Source organism: Pantoea phytobeneficialis (assembly GCF_009728735.1).
GTDB classification, from domain to species: domain Bacteria; phylum Pseudomonadota; class Gammaproteobacteria; order Enterobacterales; family Enterobacteriaceae; genus Pantoea; species Pantoea phytobeneficialis.
On record NZ_CP024638.1, the window covers coordinates 39,885 to 60,234 of the forward strand.

Sequence of the window (20,350 nt, forward strand, 5' to 3'; positions counted from 1 at the left end):
TAAGCGTATAGATTAACTATAGGCGTGGAGGGCAGCGTAGTGTCCCTCCACGCCGACAATCATACATCCAGCCGATGAATTACATTTACAAACTCGTGCACACCGCGATTAATCTCTCGCAGGCTGCGTGATAAATCGCTGATTTTATCCTGTTCCGACACCACAAAATGTTTAACCTCATCCAGCTGGTGATACATCTGCTGGATCAGCCGTGCATTTTCCTCCACGACCTCGGTGATTTTATGTGTGGCGGTAGCGGTAGAAGCCGCCAGTCGCCGCACCTCGCCTGCGACAACGCTAAATCCACGTCCGGCCTCTCCAGCTCTGGCTGATTCGATGGCGGCGTTCAGCGCGAGGATATTGGTTTGTGAGGCAATCAGGTTAATGGAGGCGACCACTTCGCTGATACTTTTCGCTGACGCGCTCAATTGCGCGCCGATCTCAGTAGCGGCGTTGACCTGCACCGACACCAGTCCGGAATTACGGACAGTCTCTTCAAGTACCTCGTTGGCGTTATGGGTGATTTGTGATGTCTGTTCTGAAGTGGTTACTGCGATGTCTGCCACCCGTTTTGCTGCCTCGACGCGGGCGGTGATATCCGAGGCGATCTTGATCACCTTGTAGACTTTGCCGTCAGCGTCGAATACCGGATTGTAGCTGGCTTCAAGCCAGATGCGTTCACCGCTGGCGGTTTTACGTTCAAAGCGACCGACAAAGTGCTGACCCTTGGCGATTTTCTGCCAGAAGTCCGGATTTTCACGGTAAAAATTGTCATAGCAGAACAAGCGGTGATGTTTGCCGATAATCTCCGGCAGGGTATAACCCATATGCGTAAGGAAATTGTCGTTAGCAGTGAGAATATGGCCGTCGGGAGTGAATTCAATCACGGCCATAGAGCGATCCAGCGCTGTGATTACCGCTTCTTTTTGCTCCAGTTCCTGATGCCGCGCGGTGATATCGCTTGCCACTTTAATCACCTTGTACACCTTGCCTTTATCATCGCTGACCGGAAAGTAAGTGGCGCTGAGATAAAATCGCTGATGCTGATGGTTAAAGCGTTCGAAAATACCGGTTACTGACTCGCCTGAGGCGAGCTTCTGCCAGAAGTGGCGATAGTCCGCAGAGTGGATGTAAGCAGGGCTACAGAAAATCCGGTGATGTTTGCCCTGGATTTCTCCCAGGTTGTAGCCGGTAACATCGAGAAACTGCTGGTTGGCGCTGAGTATTTCGCCATCGGGCAAAAACTCAATCCATGCCACATGTTGTTTGATCGCCTCAATATCCTTCGCAATGCCGCCATCTCTGGAAAAATTCAGAAAAGAGCCCGACTTTTTAACACCAAACATAAGACACCCCAGGAGGTTATCGTTATCCCGATTAATAAAGCGCCTGCCGCGTATGACGGTTGCGCATGATTTTCCCTGCCGGACACTTGATCATCCGCCTGATATGGCGAAAGAGGGGGTCTCTGCTGCGCAAGGCGCAGGCCGGGATGTGTTGATCGTCATTTGTCTGGTGTTGTGAGCGTAAACTGAAAGCATCGTTGCACATTTCAGTATCGGCAGAAAACACAGAAACTTCATGAAAATTATCGCTCACATCAATAAAAATCGGGAGATGGATTTTATTAAAGCTTCTGGAGAGAAAAGCCTGGAAGATGCCGTTAGTAAATTTCATACGGGCGTCGATTTCAAGAAAGCTGTCACAATTAATAATGCTCATACAATATCAATATTAGCAATGGAGTTGCATTACGCTTTTTTAACTTTGTCGGATAATGCTGCTGGTGCATGAAGTGACGGGACTTGCAAAAAATAGTGTCGTTACGTGAATTCTGAGAGAAATGCAGGGGGATTGGGCAGGAGATTTTGCGTAGCGCTGCCAGGTGTGTTCCGGTTATTCCGTAGCGGCGCGATTTATCGCGCATCATCCAGCGGTGGTGACGTAAAACCTGCGCGATAAATCGCGCCGCGACGGGATGGGTGTAGGGTTGGTGATTAACTGGATATCGTATTTAACATAATCATGATTATGCGAACTCAATCTGTAATGGCTAAATTGGGATGTCCGCCTGGGAGATGCGGATGTTTTCCTGGACTAACCTTAGATCGCCTCAGGTTCAGCTCGCGTGTAACTATGAAATTGTTACTGGTGACGCGGGTAAAATACATATGGGGTTGTGTCACCTATTATCATAATAAGTTTTTTATATGACACGATCGTTAAATTAACCCTACTTTAACAATACACACTTATCTCGATCATAAAAATGGATGTCATAATGTCTGTGGTCACATGTTCCCGTAGCTCTCATGCCTCTGTTGTTTTCTCCGCGACCAACAATAATGCTTCTAAATTGCGTTCATTGACCTTCGTGGCCAATACCGCAGACGCCCAATATTCTGGTGCCAGGATTACACGGCAACGATCGTATTCATCTCCGGCCCAAATCAGCGGTTCATTACCGGAGTCGCAAGCTAGCGGGGGCAAGGACTTTATTGTTATTGATATACCGGATCAGGAAACTGAGCGGCCCGCTGTTCAGTCTTCTCATCTGTTAAGCAATATCGGTAATGTTGCCGCACGTAGCCTGGCGTCGGTCGCGGTGTCTACCGGGGTGCGTGAAGTGGTCAGACGCGTGGTGCTCCCGGCGGTGGCACCTGCCACGCTCAGCGCATTGGCGGTTGGCTGCGGTACGGTATCTCTGGTAATGCAGGGCGGAGCCCTGGCCTGGGATTGCTATCAGGGAAGACAGACCACGCAGAACGTTTGCGCGCGCGTGGGAAGCATCCTGTTGGCAGGCGGCTCGATGGTTGGGTTGGTATGCAGTGGCGGTCTGTCCCTGGCCGCGGCACCGTTAATCTCTGCCGTGGTAGTGTATGTTCCGATCCGCGATTTCATTCAATATTTCCTGCCATTACGTGACAATGTCACCTCAGAGGCGGATTTTCGGGCGATACTCAGTGCAGCGGCAGCGTATGCCGTCAACCAAACGGCCGTCAGTCTGGGGATGATAAAATTTGCCGATGTGCTGGAGCCGCAGCTTGGCCCGATAGCGGCCAATATCGCAGCCGTGACCAGCCTGAATTTTCTCGGCGAAACCGCAGAAGAATTAATTACCCGCCACATCAAAGCCTGGTACGCTGGCGAGCCAGACTTGCGGATTGATTTGCATCCACGTTGCGCCGAGGAGGTTACCTGGCAAAGCGTATGCGACACCTTTACCGATCCGGTCGCTGGCCGAGCTTCATTATTTACGGCAGGTTTTGCTAACTCTTTTGCCATCCCCGGCGGTGACCTGGCGGCCAGTGGCGCTGTTGGCCTGACGCTGGGGGTGGGGTTTCCGTTGTTCACCTATAGCGCCGATCATCTCCCTCCCTCCACACCTGCGCTGTCAAATCGCCGCGAGATAACCACCATCGACATAGATTACCTGTCCGGTGAGATACTTTGACGCATCGGAGCAGAGGAAAATGGCGGTGCCAACCAAATCATCCAGTTCACCAAAGCGGCCAAGCGGGATTTTTTGCAGCATCGCAGCGCACCAGACGCTGTCTTCATAGAATTCGGCAGTCAGATCGGTGCTGAAATAACCTGGTCCGAGACCATTTACCCGAATCCCCTGCCCGGCCCACTCCGTTGCCAGCGTGCGGGTTAACCCCGCCAGCCCCGATTTCGAGGCACCGTAGGCGGCCGCACCGGGCACACCAACCTCGCTGGTCAACGAACAGAGATTAAGGATCGCCCCGCCGCGCCCCACCATACCGCGTGCGGCAGCCTGGGCGACGAAAAACGCGCCTTTCAGGTTAGTATCCACGATGCGTTGCCACAGCGCTTCATCGACGTCGAGCGACGGGCACAGTTGCTCAGTCCCGGCGTTGTTGATCACCACATCAAACGGCGGCAGGCGGGCAAAAAAATCGCGGATCGCCTGTGGTTGTGAGACATCCAGCGGCCAGGCTTCGGCTTGTGGATCGATCTGGCGCAGCGCGATCAGCGCGTTATCCAGCGTGGCCGCATCGCGCCCACACAATGTTACCTGTGCGCCCGCCTGCGCCAGACCCGACGCCAGCGCAAAGCCTATGCCGCGTGAGCTGCCTGTCACCAGCGCGCGTTTTCCCTGGAGCGAGAATTGTTCTAATCCTTTCATGGGGTGATCACCGTTTTTAACCAGGGGCTGCGACCAGCAATCAAATGTGGGTAGATGCCCGGCACGTCATCAAGGCCGATGGCAGGCGCGACCAGCGTCGCCAGTTTATCCGCCAACTGTGGCAGCAAGGCCAGCGCCTGGCGTTGTTCATCACGAAACACGCTACAACCTACCAGGATGATTTCCCGCTCCACCAGGCGGTTCATATCAAAATCCGCTGAATGGTGGAATAACCCCACCAGCGCAATCCGTCCCCCGCTGCTGATCTCTTCCACCAACTGGCTCAATACCGCATTGATCCCGGTGGCCTCCACGGCAAAATCAAAAGGGCCGAGTGGCTGCAACGGGACCAGGTTTGCCAGCCGCTGGTAACGTTCAGCATTTGGCTCAACCAGTTGCACCTGGCAATGCGCCACCTCGTGCAGCAGCAAGGCGACCAGCCCGCCGATGGTGCCACCCCCGGCGACCCGCACCCGCGCCCCTGCCGCAAGCTGCAACTGGTTCACCACCCGCAGCGCCACGCCCAGCGGTTCGCTGAGCACTGCAATCTGCGGCGGCAAATCGTCTGTCACCTGAAGCAATCCGCGCGCCGGTAACAGGGTTTGCTCGGCGAAGCCGCCATCGCACACTTCCCCGACAAAGCCCAGCTTCTCGCACAGGTTGAAGTGCTGCCGGGCACAGGCCGGGCACTCACCGCACCAGACGCGGGAGTCCGCCACGACCCGATCGCCCGGACGAAAATCGCTGACGTCCGGGGCGCAAGCCATCACCTCGCCCATCACCTCGTGGCCCGGTGTCACCGGCAGATGGGCAAACCATTTGCCGGTACGGTAGTTATGTAAATCGGAACCACAAATTCCCGCTGCCAGCACACGAATCTGCACCTGACCTGGCGCCAGCGTGGGGGCAGGAACCTCCGCCACGCTCAACTGCTCAATGCCTGCTAACCGCACAGCTTTCATGCCGTCTCCTTACACCAGTTGATTGATCCAGCGATTGAAATCATCATCCCCTTCACTCCCCAGCATCACCGCCAGCGCCAGTCCCAGCGAGGAGGTCAACGGCGTATGCCCGCTGCCGCCGCCAGCCCGCAGGTCCAGTACCAGCGTCGGACAACAAAACATCGCCAGCCGCACCACCCGCTGCCAGTTACCCGGTAACCAGCCTTGCTCACGCAACGTTGCCAGCAGCGGCCGCCAGTAGTTCTCCCCTTTGCTGTCAAGGAACGCAGCACGCAACGGCGTCAGTTGCCAGTTGTGGCTGACATGCAACGTATCGCCACGGCGTACCACCGTGGCCTGATAGCGCCCGTCGGCCTGCGCGGGTTCATACAACCACAGGGGATGGGCAAAGATGTTATGGAAGGTGGCTTTCACCTCCGCCAGCAATGCCGGAATATGGCTGCCAGCGAAGGCGGGATCGAAACTGACCAACCGCGGTTGTTCGCCCTGGGTGTCATACCAGACATTGGCGTTGTGCGCATCGCCATGCGCCACGACCACACCATGCTGCGCCAACGCTGCCGGGGCCAGCAGTTGCCCGGCTTCGAGAAACAACTGACGCAGGCTGTGAGCGTAGCGCACCCCGTTGATCTCCCACTGCAACTGGCTGAGGGTTTGCCATGACAGCGTCTCGCCCGCGAGGATAAATTCTTTATCGACGTAAAAACGCTGCACGCGCCCGCCCAGTCCGGCCGGTGCATCCGGTGAAATCAACCGGTGCCAGAACAGCTGATGGATGGGTTCCGCCACTACCTCATCTACGCTGCCACGTTGCAACGTGGGCAGGGTTTTTTGCAGAATATCGCGGTCAGCGTGTTGCTGTGCCGTGATCACCGCCGCCTGCAACGCAGGATCGTCCCCCGCCTCAATCTCACGACAGACATCCGCCAGTCGCCGATCGTTACGCAGGGTGTAGAGCAAAATCTGTCGCCCCGGCTCACCACAGGCGTAGCAGGGGACATCCACCGCGAAACCATGCTCGCGCAGCAATTCGGCACGGTAGTACTCTTCGATGGTGTGTTCTTCGCTCTCTTCATGGTGATACTTGAAAAACAAGCGGCGACTGCCATCAAGGGTAACGTGGCCGTTCAGCGAATTGAGGCTGTATTGATCGCGGTTGATCGCCACATCACTGGCCGTCCCCCCCGTGACCTCACTGATCAACTGGGTGAGTTTCTGTTGCGCCCCCTGCCAGTCACCCGCGCGCGCCAGGGTACGCGCCTGCGCGGCCAACGGTTGCCGTGGTTCAGCGGTCATCCTTCTCTCCCATCAGCGTTTTACGCAGGTCGGACACCGCCAGTGCATGACCGGGGAATCCTTCATACAGCGCGAAGCGATGGGCTTTGGTTGCCAGTGCATCGTAACCCGCCGAAGTAACATAGCCGACCGAGACACGTTTCATATAATCAAACACCGACAGCGGCCCGGCGGTTTTCGCTGCACCGTTGGTGGGTAACACCGCATTCGGGCCGAGCACAAAGTTACCGAGGGTAATCGGGGTGTGCTGTCCGAGCAGGATTTCTCCGGCATTACGAATCTGCGGCATGACCGCCAGCGGTTCACGCGCCAGAATCTCCAGATGCTCTGGCGCGTACTGATTAACGAATTCAACCGCAGTGGCGAAGTCTTTGGTCAGCACCACGCCGCCATGTGTGCCGCACAGCACCGCCTGGGAAAACTCCGCGCGTTTCTCGCTCTGCTGCGCCCAGTAGCCGGGCAGCGCGGCAATCGCCTCTTCCGCCACGCGGCGGCTGGAGGTGACCAGATACGCCGAAGAATCCGGGCCATGTTCGGATTCAATCAGCAAATCTAACGCGGCCAGCGCGCCATCGACGCTGCCATCCGCCAGGATGATGCTCTCGCTGGGGCCAGCCGGGACGCCGGGATCAATCAGATGTGTCAGTTGACGTTTCGCCGCCACCACCCACGGGCTGCCGGGGCCGACAATTTTCAGGCACTTCGGCACGCTCTCCGTACCATACGCCACGGCCGCTACGCCCTGTGCGCCGCCGCATTTATAGATCTCGGTGATGCCAACCAGTTTTGCTGCGACCAGCGTGGCGTCATCCACTTTGCCATCCGGTCCCGGTGGCGTAATCACCACCGGACGCGGTACTCCCGCTACCACCGCCGGAATGGTGGTCATAATCAGCACGCTGGGAAACGATCCTTTCCCGCGAGGCACGTAGCAGGCGACGGCATCGATTGGGACGTGGCGATCGCCCGCAAATACGCCTGGCTGCATCTCCTTCAGCCACATCTCTTCCGGTTTTTGCGCCTCATGAAACTTACGCACGTTCTCCACCGAGAAACGAATCGACTCGATAACCTCCGGGTCCATTCGGGCAAAGGCGGCATCAAACTCTTCAGGCTCAGCGCGAATCGAGAAATGTTCCGGTTGCACCCCATCAAATTCACGCGCGAAGCGGATTAGCGCCGCATCCCCTTCGTTTTTTACCGCCTCGATAATCGGCGTGACGCGCGCAGCAAAGAACGAGAGATCAGACTCGGTGCGTTTAAAAAGCGCCTCCGGCAGGGTGTCGGCCTGGGTTAAATCGTGAAAAGTTACGGACATCGTGGTTTCCTTAAGTCAGTGGGTCGCGAGGGGCTGACGAATGCGTGACAACACCCGGTGCTGCAAATCAATGAACTCGGGATCGCGGCTCATTTCTTCATGTCGTGGTCGGGGGAGATTCACCGGGAAGGTGCTGTCGATAACGCCCTGTCCCATTACCACGATGCGATCGGAGAGCCACACCGCTTCTTCAATGTCATGGGTAACAAACATCACCGTCAGGCGATGTTTTTCCCAGATTTCAATCAGTAACTGCTGCATCTGATGGCGGGTCATGGCATCCAGCGCGCCAAAGGGTTCGTCCATCAGCAGAATTTTCGGGCGATACGACAGCGCGCGCGCAATCGCCACACGTTGTTTCATGCCACCGGAAAGTTCACCCGGCCAGCGGTCACCGGCATTCTCCAGCCGAACCAGTTCGAGATGTTGCTGGGCAATCTCACGGCATTGCTTTGCCGGGGTGCCCGCCGCCTTCAGGGCAAACTCAATGTTTTGCCGTGCGGTTAGCCACGGCAGCAAGGTGTAGGATTGAAACACCACGCCGCGATCCAACCCCGGTCCGGTGATGGATCGCCCATCCACCAGCACATCACCGCCTTCGAACTCCTCTAACCCGGCGGCAATTGACAACAGGGTACTTTTGCCACAGCCGGATGCGCCGACAATCGAGACAAATTCGTTATCGTTCAGGGTTAAATCAATCCCATGCAGCACTCGCCGTTGGGTTTTGCCCAGTGGGAAACTTTTTTCCAGTTTGGATAAGGTCAGCGTGGCCATCAGGAGCGCCTCCGGTTGTAGCGGAATAACACGCGTTCAGCCGCGCGCATCAGTTGGTCGGTGATCAGGCCCAACAATCCCAGCAGCAGGATGTAGCCGATAATGGTGTCGGTCTGGAAGTAGCGCTGGGACACCACGATGCGGTAGCCGAGGCCAGAGGTGGAAGCCACCAGCTCTGCCAGCACCAGCCAGGTCCATGCCCAGCCCAGACTGATACGCAGCGCATCCCAGATAGCGGGCAAGGCGGCGGGTAACACAATGCGCAGCAGGATTTTGCGATCGGGCATACCCAGGGTGCGCCCCAGACCAATAAAATCTACCGGTACGCGTTTCACCGCATCCATCATCATCAGCACCTGCTGGAAAAAGGTGCCGATCCAGATCACCAAAAACTTCTGCACATCGTCGGTGCCGGTCCACAAAATGGTCAGCGGTACAAACGCCACCACTGGCATATAGCGGATGAAATCCACCAGCGGTTCGAAAATGGCTTTGAACAGGCCATAACACCCGGCCAGCACACCGATCACAATCGACATCAACGAGGAGATCACAAAAGCAATGGCGATGCGATAAAGGCTGCTCTGCACATCGCTCCATAAGGTGCCGTCACCGGCTAAGCGCACCATGCGTTGCCAGACCTGATCAAGGCCCGGCAGAAAGATCGCCGGGATCGTGCCGTTTCGGGTTGCCAGCCACCAACTGATCAGCAACAGCGCAAACACCGCGACGGCGATGCTGAGAAACTGCCCCCGTGAGGGGGCGCGACCAATGGTAAGCAGCGACCAGCGACGCCGCCGGGCATGAGAGGGACGGTTGACGGCGTCCAGTTTTAAAGAACTCATTACGCCTCCGGGGAGGATTACTGTGCGTTAACGAAGCTGGCGTCAATCACCTGCGCGGGTGTTACCGGTTGGCTGATAATCCCGGCTTCGGTTGCCGCTTTCAGAACATGCGGGAAGGTGGTGGTGCTGTATTCGCCGCCCAGTACCGCTTTGTTCTCCGCCAGGGTGTAATATTTCACGCCATCGAACGCGGTGTTGAGATCCTCGACGCTGGCACCTACCGCTTTAGCAATAATGGCGCGATCCGCCGTAGTATTGGCCTGATAATGCGCCACGGCAGCATCCCAGGTTTTAATCAGGGCGGCAATCTGGCCGGGTTTGTTTTTGATCACGTCATCACGTACCACCAGCACGTCGCTGATTAAACCCGGGTCAGATGCACCGCTGTAGAGCATCTTCAGGCTGGGATCCCCCTTCATCGCTACCGAAAGATAAGGTTCGTAGGTCACCGCGACCGGGACGCGTTTAGCGATCAACGCGCTACCGGCAGACGACGCCGGCATCGGCACCGGTTTGATATCACTGTACTTCAGACCCGCCTTGGCCAGCGCGCTGCGCAGCAAAATGTCGCTGGTGGTGCCTTCTTCATAGGCGACCTGCTTCCCTTTCAGGTCTTTTAACGAAGTGACATCTTTGGAAACCAGCATCGCATCGGCGGTCTGACTGCGGTCCAGTAACAGGACCACTTTGACCGGCAGCCCGGCGGAGATCATGCCCATGGCGGTGTGTGTGGCAATGTTGGCGGCATCAATCTGACCACTCGCCAGCGCGGCGTTAATATCTTTATCTTCCGCGAAGTTAATCACCTCAACGTTGTCTAATCCCTGCTGCTTATACAGGTTGTGTGCCGTGGCCACATGCCATTGGCCGTAACCCAGCCAGGGTTCAATCCCCATCTTTAACGTGCCTGCTTCCGGTGCCGGTGCGGCCAGACTGCTGGCAGACGCGATCAAACCAAAACAACAGGCCGCCGCAAGGGTCGTTTTCAACGTACGCAGAGATAGCATGCTGATTTCCTTCTGGTAAAAAGTTAAGGGTGATTGTTGTCAGAGCATGTATATACAACTGCAAGCAAATTAAGTGCCAGGATTACAGCCCGCTACAGCAGGACCAACGCGAGATGTTGCACGAAAGTTGCGCACCAATGGAGAGCATTGCACAGTTTTCAGTCAGCGCAAACAGGTTGGCTGGCAATGTTAGTGATAGCGCAGGGATCCCGTCATGGCTGGGGGATTTGATTTTGCAGATAATGATGAAATGAACTGACAGATTTTCATCCCTGATGGGAGGCCAATCACAAACTTCGCATGCAATAATAAAAAACCCGGTCTTGTTATAAACATAACGTGCTGATTTAAAACAAAATTATATTTTTATTATGTGTTTTTACGATAAATCGTTACTTGTTCGCGGAATTGATGTTTAACAGACAAAAAACGTATTATCGCGGCGGGTGCTTGAGGCTTTCTGCCTTAAGCATGCAGTTGCTGATGGCGGAAAGAGAAAAGCCCCAGGAAGATTATCCATCAACCTGAGGCTGCCCTAACGCCTAGACAACGTTAAGGTAGCCTCTTACGCGCCGTAAGGCAAGGAGGTACAGGCATGAAACAGCTGATGACGAGGAAAGTCTTCATCATTGTGGTCCTTATCATTCTGGTGACGCAGAAGAATCTTTGCGAGATTCGATTGCGAACCGGAGTCGCGGAGGTCGCTGTTTCAATGGCATGTAGCACTCTGAAGTAAGATGTCACCACGGCGGGGTTCGCCCCGCCGTTTTGTTGTTGTCAGGCAAGGCACTCAGGCACCCTTCTTCATTCTCTCCTGATGGAGATCCCACTCACATTTCTCACATGAAGCCCAAAAAACAAGTGACAGTTTATTAATTAATTTGTCATTGATTTTTATCAAAATATCACAGGATATCTTGTAAAAATGAGGGCGATGTTATGCATTCGGGTAATTGATGTGCTGGCAGGGAATAAGTAGACTCGCGGCGGGTGCCTGGGGCTTTCTGCCTTATGCATGCCATTGCTGACGGCAGAAAGAGAAAAGCCCCAGGTGACTGTAAATCAACCTGAGGCCTTATCTTTATGCCTAGACAACATAAAGGTAGCCTCTTACATGCCGTAAGGCAAGAGGTAACAACCATGACGTAAGGGCCACAACGGCGGGGTTCGCCCCGCCGTTCCGGTTGTTGTCAGGCAAAGGCCTTCAGGCACCCATCTCACCCTCCAGTAGCGGCGCGATTTATCGCGCAATTACGGGAGAGTTATCGGAAAAACAGCGCGATTGCAGTTACCCATAAACACTTAATGACGCGAGAATCCGGGTAAAGTAGTCATCCGCCCGTTTCTGGGCCAGCTTACCATCGCGCGCCTCCAGAGCTTCCACCAGCGGCGTCAGCTCCCGCAACGTTTGCTCGCGCACGATGTCGCTCACCGCCGAATGCAACGAATGTTGCCCGTCATACTGCACCGCGCGACGGTCGGCGATCACGTTATCGAAGATCTGAATCAGGAAGCGGTTACGCGTCGCGGCAAACATCGCCTGGTGCACCGCGTAAATATGTTCTTTATATTGCAGCCACTCCTGCGTTTCACGAATGCCCTGCAAATGGTGGCGCATTTTGGCGAAGTCCTCTTCGGTCGCGCGGGCAGTGACCAGCGTCATCATCATCGGCTCGAACAACAGGCGTCCTTCGAGGATTTCGCTGTAAGTCGGCACTTCTTTGTGCCAGGCGGCCACCGGGCGGTCGGTGTCGCTCAACTGTTGGTTCAGGTTTTCCGACAGGTACGAGCCGCTCCCCACCTTACGCGTGACTAATCCCTGCGTCGACATCATCGCCAACACGTTGCGAATGGTGCTGCGTGAGGTCGCAAAGCGGCGCGCCAGCTCGCGCTCGTTGGGTAATTTATCCCCCGCTTTTAAATCCCCCTCACGGATGGCCTGCATAATTGAGCGGTACACGCTCACGGCGGCGGTTTTATCGTGGCCGACAATGCGTTGGGAGATGTCATCAGTGCTGTTCATCCGGCGACTCCTGGAGAATATCCTTAAATGGCTGACCAATTTGGTCAGCTGGCGGCGATTATAGCCTGACTTAGCCACCTCCGCGAGTGGCGAAATCAGCAAAGTTATGCTGTCAGATCCTTTACTTATCAGGGTGACAGCCGGATATCCGGTCTTAACGTGACCCCACTCACAACCCGGTCATACAAATTGCTTATTGGTTAACCATTATGGTTGACCAATAAAAACCAGCGTGGTCATAATGCCGAAAAAATTCATACAGGGCAAAAAATGAACACCTCCGTCGCAACGCCATTATCCCCCACTGATTGCCGCTTGAGCGACCATTTGCACACGCTGGGCATTGAACTTCCCCCGGTGCCGACACCGGTCGCCAATTTTGTCACCTGGCGGGTATTTGGCAACTTTCTTTATCTCTCCGGCCAGGGGCCGCTGGAAGCCAATGGACATCTGCATACCGGCAAAGTGGGCGATGAAGTGAGCGTGGAGGATGCGTATCAGCACGCACGCCTGACCGGTCTTAATCTGTTGGCCGTCGCCCGTCAGGCCACTGGCGATCTCGGTGCGATTAAAAGCGTGGTCAAGTTGCTGGGTTGGGTCAACGCGCAGGATAGCTTTCAGCAACATCCGCAGGTGATTAACGGCTGTTCCGATCTGTTTGTCGAGGTGTTTGGCGAGCAGATTGGGCGCGGAGCACGTTCTGCCATCGGCGCAGGATCGCTGCCGCAGAACCAGACGGTCGAAATCGAAGCCATTCTCGAACTTGAGGAGGCGGTTGCCGATGGATTACGTGTTTGATTTTGCCTCGCTGCTGCCGTACCGCGATGTACTGGCAAAGGGGCTGATGGAAACCGCCCTCTATGCCCTGCTGTCGATCCTGTTTGGGTTGTGTATCGGTGCGGTCTGTGCGTTGACGCTGGTGTATGCCCGCACCGCCTGGCGGCGACTGGTGCGCGGTTATGTGGAGTTTTTTCGCAATACCCCATCGCTGGTGCAACTGTTTTTGATTTACTTCGGCCTGCCCAGTCTCGGCTTGCATCTCTCGCCGCCGGTCGCCGGGATCATCGCCCTGTCGCTGTATTGCGGCGCCTATATGACGGAGATCCTGCGCGCCGGGCTGATTTCGCTGCCACGCGGTTTAAGCGAGGCCGGTGAAGCGCTTGGGCTATCAAAACGCCAGATCATCACCCATGTACTGACGCTCCCGGCGATGCAGAACGTGTTCCCGGCGCTCGCCAGCCAGATGGTGCTGACGCTCATCGGCACCAGCCTGATTTCGCAAATTGGCGTGGAAGAGATCTTCCACAGTGGCAGCTTTGTTGACTCACGTACCTTTCGCAGCTTTGAAATCTATCTGCTGATTTGCGGCCTCTACTTCTTCGCCGTCAGCCTGATGAAAGTGTTGCTGCGCATGGTGTGGTATCGCTTTCAGGCGCGGAGGTAACCATGCGCGGTCTCTCTTTACATGATGTCTGGATGATCGTCAGCGCCCTGCGCTGGACGTTGTTGCTGGCACTCTGCACCTTTGCCTGTGGCGCGGTGATCGGGCTGCTGGTGGCGATGGCACGCACTTCCCATCAGCGCGGCTTGCGGGCTGTGGCCTGGTTTTATGTCGAACTGATCCAGGGCATCCCGCTGCTTGGCATGTTGTTCCTGCTGTTCTTCGGGATGCCGGTGTTTCTCGGTATAGACGTCAGCTCGTTTACCGCTGCGCTGGTCGCCTTCTCGCTCTCTGCCGGAGCCTTTCTCGGCGAGATCTGGCGCGGCAGCATTGTGGCGGTGCCGCAAGGACAATGGGAAGCCTCGTTGTCGTTGGGGATCTCGCGGTTGCAAATGCTGCGTACGGTGATCCTGCCGCAGGCGTTGCGCCTGTCGCTGCCGCCGACCGTGGGTTTCTCCGTTCAACTGATCAAAAACACCTCACTGGCGGCGCTGGTGGGCTTTGTGGAGCTGACCCGATCCGGGCAGATTGTCAGCGGCTCAACCCTGCAACCGCTGCTGATTTATCTGCTGGTGGCACTCTGTTATTTCGCGCTGTGCTTTCCGCTGGCGCGTCTCTCCCTTCACCTGGAGGCACGTTTCCATGTCGCTGGTCGTCATTAATGCCGTAAAGAAAAGTTTCGGACCTAACGAGGTGCTGCGTGGCATCACCACCACCGTCGATCGCGGCGATATCGTCACCATTATCGGCAAAAGTGGATCGGGAAAAAGTACGCTGCTGCGTTGCATTAACGGGCTGGAGAAACCGGACAGCGGCAGCATTCACGTCGGCGGCCTGCCAGTGGGAGGGTCCCCCGCCGAGTTACAGAAGCTGCGCCAGAATGTCGGCATGGTGTTTCAGAGCTTCAACCTGTTTCCCCATCTGACGGCCGCAGAGAACGTGACGCTGGCACCGTTGCTGACCCGCCGCATCACCAAAGCCGAAGCGCCCGCGTTGGCAAAACGCCTGCTGGAACAAGTCGGGCTGGGGCAGAAACGTGATGCCTTTCCCTCGTCGCTGTCTGGCGGTCAGCAGCAGCGCGTGGCCATCGCCCGCGCGCTGGCCATGTCGCCGGAAGTGATGTTGTTCGATGAAGCCACCTCGGCACTCGACCCGGAGCTGGTGGGTGAGGTGCTGCGGGTGATGGAAGATCTGGCAAAGGAAGGCATGACGATGATTGCGGTGACCCATGAGATGGCGTTTGCCCGCAAGGTATCCAGCAAGGTGATTTTTATGCATCAGGGCGAGGTATGGGAGAGCGGCCCGCCTGCCGAGGTGTTTGGCGCTCCCCGCACCCCGGAATTACAACGCTTTGTACAAACCCCCGTTTAACGACACCGGAGAACAGACATGGAAACAATCGGTAAAACCCTGGCGCTGGTGGCGCTGTGTGCCCTGCCGTTACTGGCGCAGGCCAACTCGCTCGATGACATCAAATCCCGTGGCGTACTGCGCGTGGCAACCACCGTGGATGCCGCGCCCTGGGGCTTCACCGATGCCGCCGGTAAACCCACCGGGCTGGATGTGGAGCTGGCGCAGAAACTGGCCGATAACATGGGAGTGAAGCTCCAGCTTCAACAAGTCACCGGTGCTAACCGTATTCCTTATCTGATGTCACGCAAAGTCGATGTGCTGATCGCCGCGCTCGGCTCCAGCCCGGAACGCGCCAAACTGGTGAACTTCTCGGAACCCTATGCGGCGGTGTATCTCGGCGTGTATGGCGGTAGCGATGTGAAAAAAGTCACCAAACTGAGCGATCTCGGCAATGCCACCATCGCGGTGCCCAAAGGCTCAACCCCGGATTTGACCCTCAGCGATCAGTACCCGCAGGGTAACTATCTGCGTCTGGAAGACACCGCGTCGGCGGTCAGCGCCTTTTTAGCCGGTCAGGCACCGATGTTCGCTGAAAATAACCTGATTGCGCAGAAAGTCGCACAGGAAAATCCGGCGAAGCATATCGAGCTGAAATACCTGCTGCGTAAAAGCCCGGCTTACATCGCGATACGTCCTGGTCAGCCGGAGCTGATGACCGCCATCAATCAGTTTATCGATAAAAGTACCCAGGACGGCGAGCTGCCTGCGCTGCGCCAGAAATGGTTTAACGATGCGCAAAACGACCTGAAAACGGAGCAGTAACCATGTCGACAGTGTTTAGCGAGATCGATTTTAACCGTCAGGGTAAGCAGGTGGGCTTTGCGCATCTGCCGCTGTCGGCGCATACCGATGCCTGGGGAACCATCGCCATGCCGCTGGCGGTGATCGCCAACGGCAGCGGGCCGACGGTGTTGATCACCGGCGGGATCCACGGTGATGAGTATGAAGGGCCGATTATTATCAATGAATTGATCCGCGATCTGACGCCGGATCAGCTTCAGGGCCGCCTGATCCTGCTGCCCTGCGCCAATACCCCGGCGGTACGCGCTTCGATGCGTGTCAGCCCGCTTGATAACAAAAATCTGGCGCGCGTCTTTCCCGGCAACCCGTGGGGCACGCCGACCGAACAGATCGCCGCCTGGATCCACGATGCCCTCTTCCCGCTGTGCGATTTCTACCTTGATCTGCACAGCGGCGGCAGCTCGCTGTTTATTGAAGAGAGCGCGCAGGTGGTGGTGACCGAGGAACTCAGCCCGCAGGTGCGTGAGCAAAGCGAAGCAATGGCGCGCGCTTTTGCCGCCACGCTGACGGTGGTCACCAACAATATGGGGGATCCGCGCACCAGTTGTGGCGCAGCGGCGAACCTCGGCTTACCGGCGATTGCAGCGGAGATGGGTTGGAACGGCAGCGTATCACCGCGCGGGGTGAAGCGTACTCGTGCCGCGGTGGCGCGAGTGCTGAATCATTTGGGCCTGATCGCCACGGAAACAGTCCCCGCCGAGGCATCGCAACAGGTGTTTATCCCGGCAGGGGGAAATTTGCTGTCGCCGGGGGACGGCTGGTTTGAACCGCTGCACCATATTGGCGATCAGGTCAGCGCTGGGGAATTGGCGGGTTGGTTGCATCGTCTCACCGAACCCGCCGCGCAGCCACAGGCGGTCCATTTCACCACCGCCGGGCAGATTTATTCACAACGCACTTTTGGTGCCACCGCGCAGGGCAACAGCCTCGCGGTGCTGGTACAGGATGTTAAGTGATGATCGAGGATATTAACGTTAACGACTATCTGGCCGCGCTGGAACGGGTGCGTCCCTGGGTACGTAAAACGCCGCTGGTGGAGGCCGCCCCGTGGCAGCCTGTGCCGGGTATTGAACTGCGCCTGAAGGCGGAATGTTCGCAAGTGACCGGATCCTTTAAGGCGCGCGGCGCTTTTAATCGCGTGCTTAATCTGCCACAACAGGTTCGTCAGCAGGGACTGGCGACCGCTTCGGGTGGTAATTTTGGTGCCGCTGTCGCTTATGTCGGCCAGCAGTTAGCACTGCCTGCTGACGTGTTTGTCATGAACACCAGTACCGAGCTGACACGTCAGCGCATCGAAAGCTACGGGGCCAAACTCACGGTAGAAGGCGATTTCTGGGATCAGAGCTGGGATGCGGCGGGTGCGCGTATTCAGGAAACCGGCGGTGCCCTGCTCCATCCCTACGCTGACCGCGATGTGATTATTGGTCAGGGCACGATGGCACTGGAAATCCTCGAACAATGGCCCGAGGTCGAGACGCTGGTGGTGTCAATCGGCGGCGGCGGTTTGATTGCCGGTGTGGCGCAGGCGGCGAAGCTGTTGAAACCGGGTATTCGTATTATCGGCGTCGAGGCGGCAGGTTGCCCGATGATGTGGACCAGTCGCCAACAGCAGCAAATCGTCAAACTGGAGCAGGTGAAAACCATTGTGCCGATCCTCGCTGCCCGTTCAACCGAAGCGATTAACTTTGCGCTGGTGGAACAATACGTTGATGAGATTGTGCTGGTGCCGGAAGACCAGGTCGAGGCATCGGCGCGTGAAGTCTGGGCAGCAACCGGCCTGGCGATTGAATTGGGGGCCGCAACAGCGGTGGCGGCGGTGACGCGTCAGCTGTTTAGCCTCAAGCCGGATGAGAAAATTGCTGTAGTGCTGTGCGGCAGTGGCACGAATGGAATTTAAGGGTTTTAATTAAAACTCTTATCAAGATGAAATATCATCAAGGGCTTATTATAAAGCCCTTAATATTTTTTTCGTATTTTGTAGCAGCGCGATTTATCGCGCCTTTTTTATCCACAGGTGCGCGATAAATCGCGCCGCTACCGGGGATTTAAGAAGGGTGCCTGAAGGCTTTAGCCTGACAACAACCGGAACGGCGGGGTGAACCCCGCCGTTGTGGCCCTTACTTCAAGATTTCACAAGCCAGGGAAACAGCCACCTCCGTTTCCAGGGTGCGATACCGTATTTCACAGAGATCCTTGCGCGAAACCAGGATGACGGCTGCCACCGCCAGTATCGCCAGAGTGAAAAACATTATCTGCTGTTTCATGGTTGTGTTTCCTCTTGCCTTACGGCATGTAAGAGGCTACCTTTATGTTGTTGAGGCATAAAGATGAGACCTCAGGTTGATTTACAGTCACCTGGGGTTTTTTTCTTTCTGCCGTCAGCAAATGCATGCTTAAGGCAGAAAGCCCCAAGCACCCGCCGCGATAATACTTTTTTTGCTTGTTAAGCATCAATTCCGCGAACAAGTAACAATTCATCGTAAAAACACAAAAAACCATTGAAATATGGTTTAAAATCAATTGATTAAACAATCCACGTCTGAAATTTGTTTTACAGCACTTATCAGTTTTGTGATTTATCTCCCATTCGAAGTGAGGGATCAGTTGGACCTGATTAAGGTCACGATAAATCGCTAAGCATGACAACCGTGTTATAATAAAGGACATAAAATCACCCCTTATGCATAAAATATAGCATCAGGAGCTTTATATATGTCCCTTAACCTCTATTCTGAAGCCCGATTGCTGTCTGAATTAGGGCAACGGCTGAAAGATCACCGCCTGCGCCGCAATCTGCTGCAAAAGGATCTGGCGGCGAAAGCCGGGATCTCGGTTTCCGCCCTGAAGAACCTCGAAAACGACGGCAAAGCCACGCTGGAAAATTTTATGAAAGTGGTGTTTGCCCTGCGACTGGAAAAAGAGCTGACCGGGCTGTTTACTCCACCGGCGCTGAGTATCGCGCAGGTTGAAGCCCTGAAACAGCCTGGCCGGCAACGTGCGACCCAACGTAAGGGGAAAGGCCAATGATCAAGAACTATCACCCCCTTCAGCGACTGGAAATTATCTACCAGGGCTGGGGTGAACACTTCCCACTAGGTATTCTGGCGGCAGGCAGGGAACGCGGCCAATGGCTGTTTGAATTCTCGCCCGAGGGCATCGAGCGTGGCCTTGAATTGTCACCGCTGCTGCATCCGCCGGTCAGTACCACTTATGCCGACTTTGAACGACATCAGGAGGGCATTCCCGGTTTTATTGCCGACTCATTACCCGATGGCTGGGGTCGGTTACTGATGGATCGTCTGTTACGGCGTAATGATATCGAACCAGCAGCCTTGTCGGTGTTGGATCGACTGGCAATGTTAGGTGATAACACGATGGGTGCCCTCACCTATCGACCGCTGCTCGATATGCCCGAGCAGGACAACCCGCATCAGCATATTGATGACCTGACCGTTCTGGCCGGGCAGATCCAGATTGAAGTCGCCGGCCAGGACTCAGAGGTATTGCCGGAGCTGGTGAGGCTGGGTGGTTCACCACACGGCGCGCGTCCCAAGGTACTGGTAGAGTTCGATTCCGCAACTGGCCGTATTGCCGCACAACCCTTCGCGGGTAGCCATCCCTGGCTGATAAAGTTCCCCGCAGCTCAGGAAGGGGTATGGGTGTGTGCGCTGGAGGAGGTCTATGCCCGGCTGGCACGGCAGGCTGGCATTAATTTTCCTGACAGCCGCTGGTTTGATTTGGGTAACGGTTTATCTGCTTTCGGAGTGAAACGCTTTGATCGCCAGGCAGGCATGCGAGTGCCAGTGCTGAGTATGGCGGGAGCATTGCAGGCTGATTTCCGCCTCCCCTGTCTCGACTACAGCGATATCTTGCAGGCAACGGGAATGATCACCCGTTCAAGGGTGGAACGGGAAATCCAGGCGCGCCGGATGGTTTTCAATGTTCTGATGAACAACCAGGATGATCACGCTAAAAACTTCGCCTTTATCCTGAATCAGCAAGATGAGTGGCAGGTTTCCCCCGCCTACGATCTGACCTTACAAATGGGGCCGGGCGGCCAGCATCAGACGTCGGTGGCGGGTTATGGCCGCGATATCAGCCGCAAAGCCTTATTAAAAGCGGCAGCATCCGCAGATATTGCGGGCAAGACGCTGAATCGTATTATTGAAGAGGTGAGCGACGTGGCAGCGATGTTTGTGCAAACGGCGCAGGCGTTGGGCGATGCCATCCCGGCCAGCGTGATTAAAGCCACTGCGGATAAAATCAACGCCAATATCAGCGCGCTGGATTAATAATGAACACTTCCCGACTTAGCAT

22 protein-coding genes are annotated in these 20,350 nt (G+C 55.9%); 11 read left to right on the forward strand and 11 right to left on the reverse strand.

The window, feature by feature from the left end:
• Nucleotides 1-59: 59 nt before the first annotated feature.
• Nucleotides 60-1,346, reverse strand: a complete 1,287-nt coding sequence (locus CTZ24_RS23425) for a methyl-accepting chemotaxis protein (RefSeq protein WP_208726831.1) — start codon at nucleotides 1,344-1,346, stop codon at nucleotides 60-62.
• Between the two features lie 31 nt (nucleotides 1,347-1,377).
• A complete protein-coding gene (locus tag CTZ24_RS23430; RefSeq protein WP_208726832.1) occupies nucleotides 1,378-1,722 on the reverse strand; it encodes a hypothetical protein in 345 nt (114 codons plus the stop codon).
• Between the two features lie 559 nt (nucleotides 1,723-2,281).
• On the opposite strand from CTZ24_RS23430, the gene CTZ24_RS23435 reads away from it, so the two are divergent.
• A complete protein-coding gene (locus tag CTZ24_RS23435) occupies nucleotides 2,282-3,454 on the forward strand; it encodes a hypothetical protein (RefSeq protein ID WP_208726833.1) in 1,173 nt (390 codons plus the stop codon).
• Here the strand turns inward: CTZ24_RS23435 and CTZ24_RS23440 are convergent.
• The 7 genes from CTZ24_RS23440 to CTZ24_RS23470 are packed head-to-tail and all read right to left on the reverse strand — an operon-like array spanning nucleotide 3,395 to nucleotide 10,355.
• Complete coding sequence (locus tag CTZ24_RS23440; protein WP_208726834.1) at nucleotides 3,395-4,150, reverse strand: SDR family NAD(P)-dependent oxidoreductase; 756 nt, start codon at nucleotides 4,148-4,150, stop codon at nucleotides 3,395-3,397. The genes CTZ24_RS23435 and CTZ24_RS23440 overlap by 60 nt on opposite strands.
• Nucleotides 4,147-5,112 carry a zinc-dependent alcohol dehydrogenase gene (locus CTZ24_RS23445; protein WP_208726835.1) on the reverse strand — a complete coding sequence of 322 codons (966 nt, stop codon included), beginning with the start codon at nucleotides 5,110-5,112 and terminating at the stop codon, nucleotides 4,147-4,149. The genes CTZ24_RS23440 and CTZ24_RS23445 overlap by 4 nt, the downstream gene beginning before the upstream one ends.
• A 9-nt stretch (nucleotides 5,113-5,121) precedes the next feature.
• Nucleotides 5,122-6,408 carry a hypothetical protein gene (locus CTZ24_RS23450; RefSeq protein WP_208726836.1) on the reverse strand — a complete coding sequence of 429 codons (1,287 nt, stop codon included), beginning with the start codon at nucleotides 6,406-6,408 and terminating at the stop codon, nucleotides 5,122-5,124.
• Nucleotides 6,398-7,726 carry a histidinol dehydrogenase gene (gene hisD / locus CTZ24_RS23455; protein ID WP_021185414.1) on the reverse strand — a complete coding sequence of 443 codons (1,329 nt, stop codon included), beginning with the start codon at nucleotides 7,724-7,726 and terminating at the stop codon, nucleotides 6,398-6,400. The genes CTZ24_RS23450 and hisD overlap by 11 nt, the downstream gene beginning before the upstream one ends.
• 15 nt (nucleotides 7,727-7,741) lie before the next feature.
• Nucleotides 7,742-8,503 carry an ABC transporter ATP-binding protein gene (locus CTZ24_RS23460; RefSeq protein ID WP_021185415.1) on the reverse strand — a complete coding sequence of 254 codons (762 nt, stop codon included), beginning with the start codon at nucleotides 8,501-8,503 and terminating at the stop codon, nucleotides 7,742-7,744.
• Nucleotides 8,503-9,348 (reverse strand): ABC transporter permease, encoded by an 846-nt coding sequence (locus tag CTZ24_RS23465; protein WP_208726837.1) that lies wholly within the window; start codon nucleotides 9,346-9,348, stop codon nucleotides 8,503-8,505. Before CTZ24_RS23465 ends, CTZ24_RS23460 begins: the two co-directional genes overlap by 1 nt.
• A gap of 17 nt (nucleotides 9,349-9,365) precedes the next feature.
• Nucleotides 9,366-10,355 (reverse strand): ABC transporter substrate-binding protein, encoded by a 990-nt coding sequence (locus tag CTZ24_RS23470; protein WP_208726838.1) that lies wholly within the window; start codon nucleotides 10,353-10,355, stop codon nucleotides 9,366-9,368.
• Nucleotides 10,356-10,962: 607 nt separating this feature from the next.
• Between CTZ24_RS23470 and CTZ24_RS23475 the strand changes: the two genes are divergently transcribed.
• Nucleotides 10,963-11,091, forward strand: a complete 129-nt coding sequence (locus CTZ24_RS23475) for a Hok/Gef family protein (RefSeq protein ID WP_244634085.1) — start codon at nucleotides 10,963-10,965, stop codon at nucleotides 11,089-11,091.
• A gap of 552 nt (nucleotides 11,092-11,643) precedes the next feature.
• On the opposite strand, the gene CTZ24_RS23480 is transcribed toward CTZ24_RS23475, so the two are convergent.
• Nucleotides 11,644-12,378: a FadR/GntR family transcriptional regulator gene (locus tag CTZ24_RS23480; protein WP_021185419.1), complete on the reverse strand. Its 735-nt coding sequence runs from the start codon at nucleotides 12,376-12,378 to the stop codon at nucleotides 11,644-11,646.
• A gap of 270 nt (nucleotides 12,379-12,648) precedes the next feature.
• On the opposite strand from CTZ24_RS23480, the gene CTZ24_RS23485 reads away from it, so the two are divergent.
• The 7 genes from CTZ24_RS23485 to CTZ24_RS23515 are packed head-to-tail and all read left to right on the forward strand — an operon-like array spanning nucleotide 12,649 to nucleotide 17,930.
• Nucleotides 12,649-13,176: a RidA family protein gene (locus CTZ24_RS23485; RefSeq protein ID WP_244634083.1), complete on the forward strand. Its 528-nt coding sequence runs from the start codon at nucleotides 12,649-12,651 to the stop codon at nucleotides 13,174-13,176.
• Nucleotides 13,160-13,822, forward strand: a complete 663-nt coding sequence (locus CTZ24_RS23490) for an amino acid ABC transporter permease (RefSeq protein ID WP_208726840.1) — start codon at nucleotides 13,160-13,162, stop codon at nucleotides 13,820-13,822. Before CTZ24_RS23485 ends, CTZ24_RS23490 begins: the two co-directional genes overlap by 17 nt.
• Before the next feature lie 2 nt (nucleotides 13,823-13,824).
• A complete protein-coding gene (locus CTZ24_RS23495; RefSeq protein ID WP_021185422.1) occupies nucleotides 13,825-14,481 on the forward strand; it encodes an amino acid ABC transporter permease in 657 nt (218 codons plus the stop codon).
• Nucleotides 14,462-15,190 carry an amino acid ABC transporter ATP-binding protein gene (locus CTZ24_RS23500; protein ID WP_021185423.1) on the forward strand — a complete coding sequence of 243 codons (729 nt, stop codon included), beginning with the start codon at nucleotides 14,462-14,464 and terminating at the stop codon, nucleotides 15,188-15,190. The genes CTZ24_RS23495 and CTZ24_RS23500 overlap by 20 nt, the downstream gene beginning before the upstream one ends.
• 18 nt (nucleotides 15,191-15,208) lie before the next feature.
• Nucleotides 15,209-15,994: a transporter substrate-binding domain-containing protein gene (locus tag CTZ24_RS23505; protein ID WP_208726841.1), complete on the forward strand. Its 786-nt coding sequence runs from the start codon at nucleotides 15,209-15,211 to the stop codon at nucleotides 15,992-15,994.
• A 2-nt stretch (nucleotides 15,995-15,996) separates the two neighbouring features.
• On the forward strand, nucleotides 15,997-16,989 hold the full coding sequence (locus CTZ24_RS23510) for a succinylglutamate desuccinylase/aspartoacylase family protein (protein ID WP_208726842.1): 993 nt from the start codon (nucleotides 15,997-15,999) through the stop codon (nucleotides 16,987-16,989).
• Nucleotides 16,989-17,930 (forward strand): threonine ammonia-lyase, encoded by a 942-nt coding sequence (locus CTZ24_RS23515; RefSeq protein ID WP_208726843.1) that lies wholly within the window; start codon nucleotides 16,989-16,991, stop codon nucleotides 17,928-17,930. The genes CTZ24_RS23510 and CTZ24_RS23515 overlap by 1 nt, the downstream gene beginning before the upstream one ends.
• A gap of 220 nt (nucleotides 17,931-18,150) precedes the next feature.
• Here CTZ24_RS23515 and CTZ24_RS23520 read toward each other — a convergent pair whose 3' ends face one another.
• Nucleotides 18,151-18,297 carry a Hok/Gef family protein gene (locus tag CTZ24_RS23520; protein WP_071783599.1) on the reverse strand — a complete coding sequence of 49 codons (147 nt, stop codon included), beginning with the start codon at nucleotides 18,295-18,297 and terminating at the stop codon, nucleotides 18,151-18,153.
• Between the two features lie 448 nt (nucleotides 18,298-18,745).
• Here CTZ24_RS23520 and CTZ24_RS23525 point away from each other — a divergent pair, with 448 nt between their 5' ends.
• Both CTZ24_RS23525 and CTZ24_RS23530 read left to right on the forward strand, forming a co-directional pair.
• Entirely contained in the window at nucleotides 18,746-19,060 is a 315-nt protein-coding gene (locus CTZ24_RS23525) for a helix-turn-helix domain-containing protein (RefSeq protein WP_208726844.1), read from the forward strand.
• Complete coding sequence (locus tag CTZ24_RS23530) at nucleotides 19,057-20,325, forward strand: type II toxin-antitoxin system HipA family toxin (RefSeq protein ID WP_208726845.1); 1,269 nt, start codon at nucleotides 19,057-19,059, stop codon at nucleotides 20,323-20,325. Before CTZ24_RS23525 ends, CTZ24_RS23530 begins: the two co-directional genes overlap by 4 nt.
• Nucleotides 20,326-20,350: the final 25 nt, after the last annotated feature.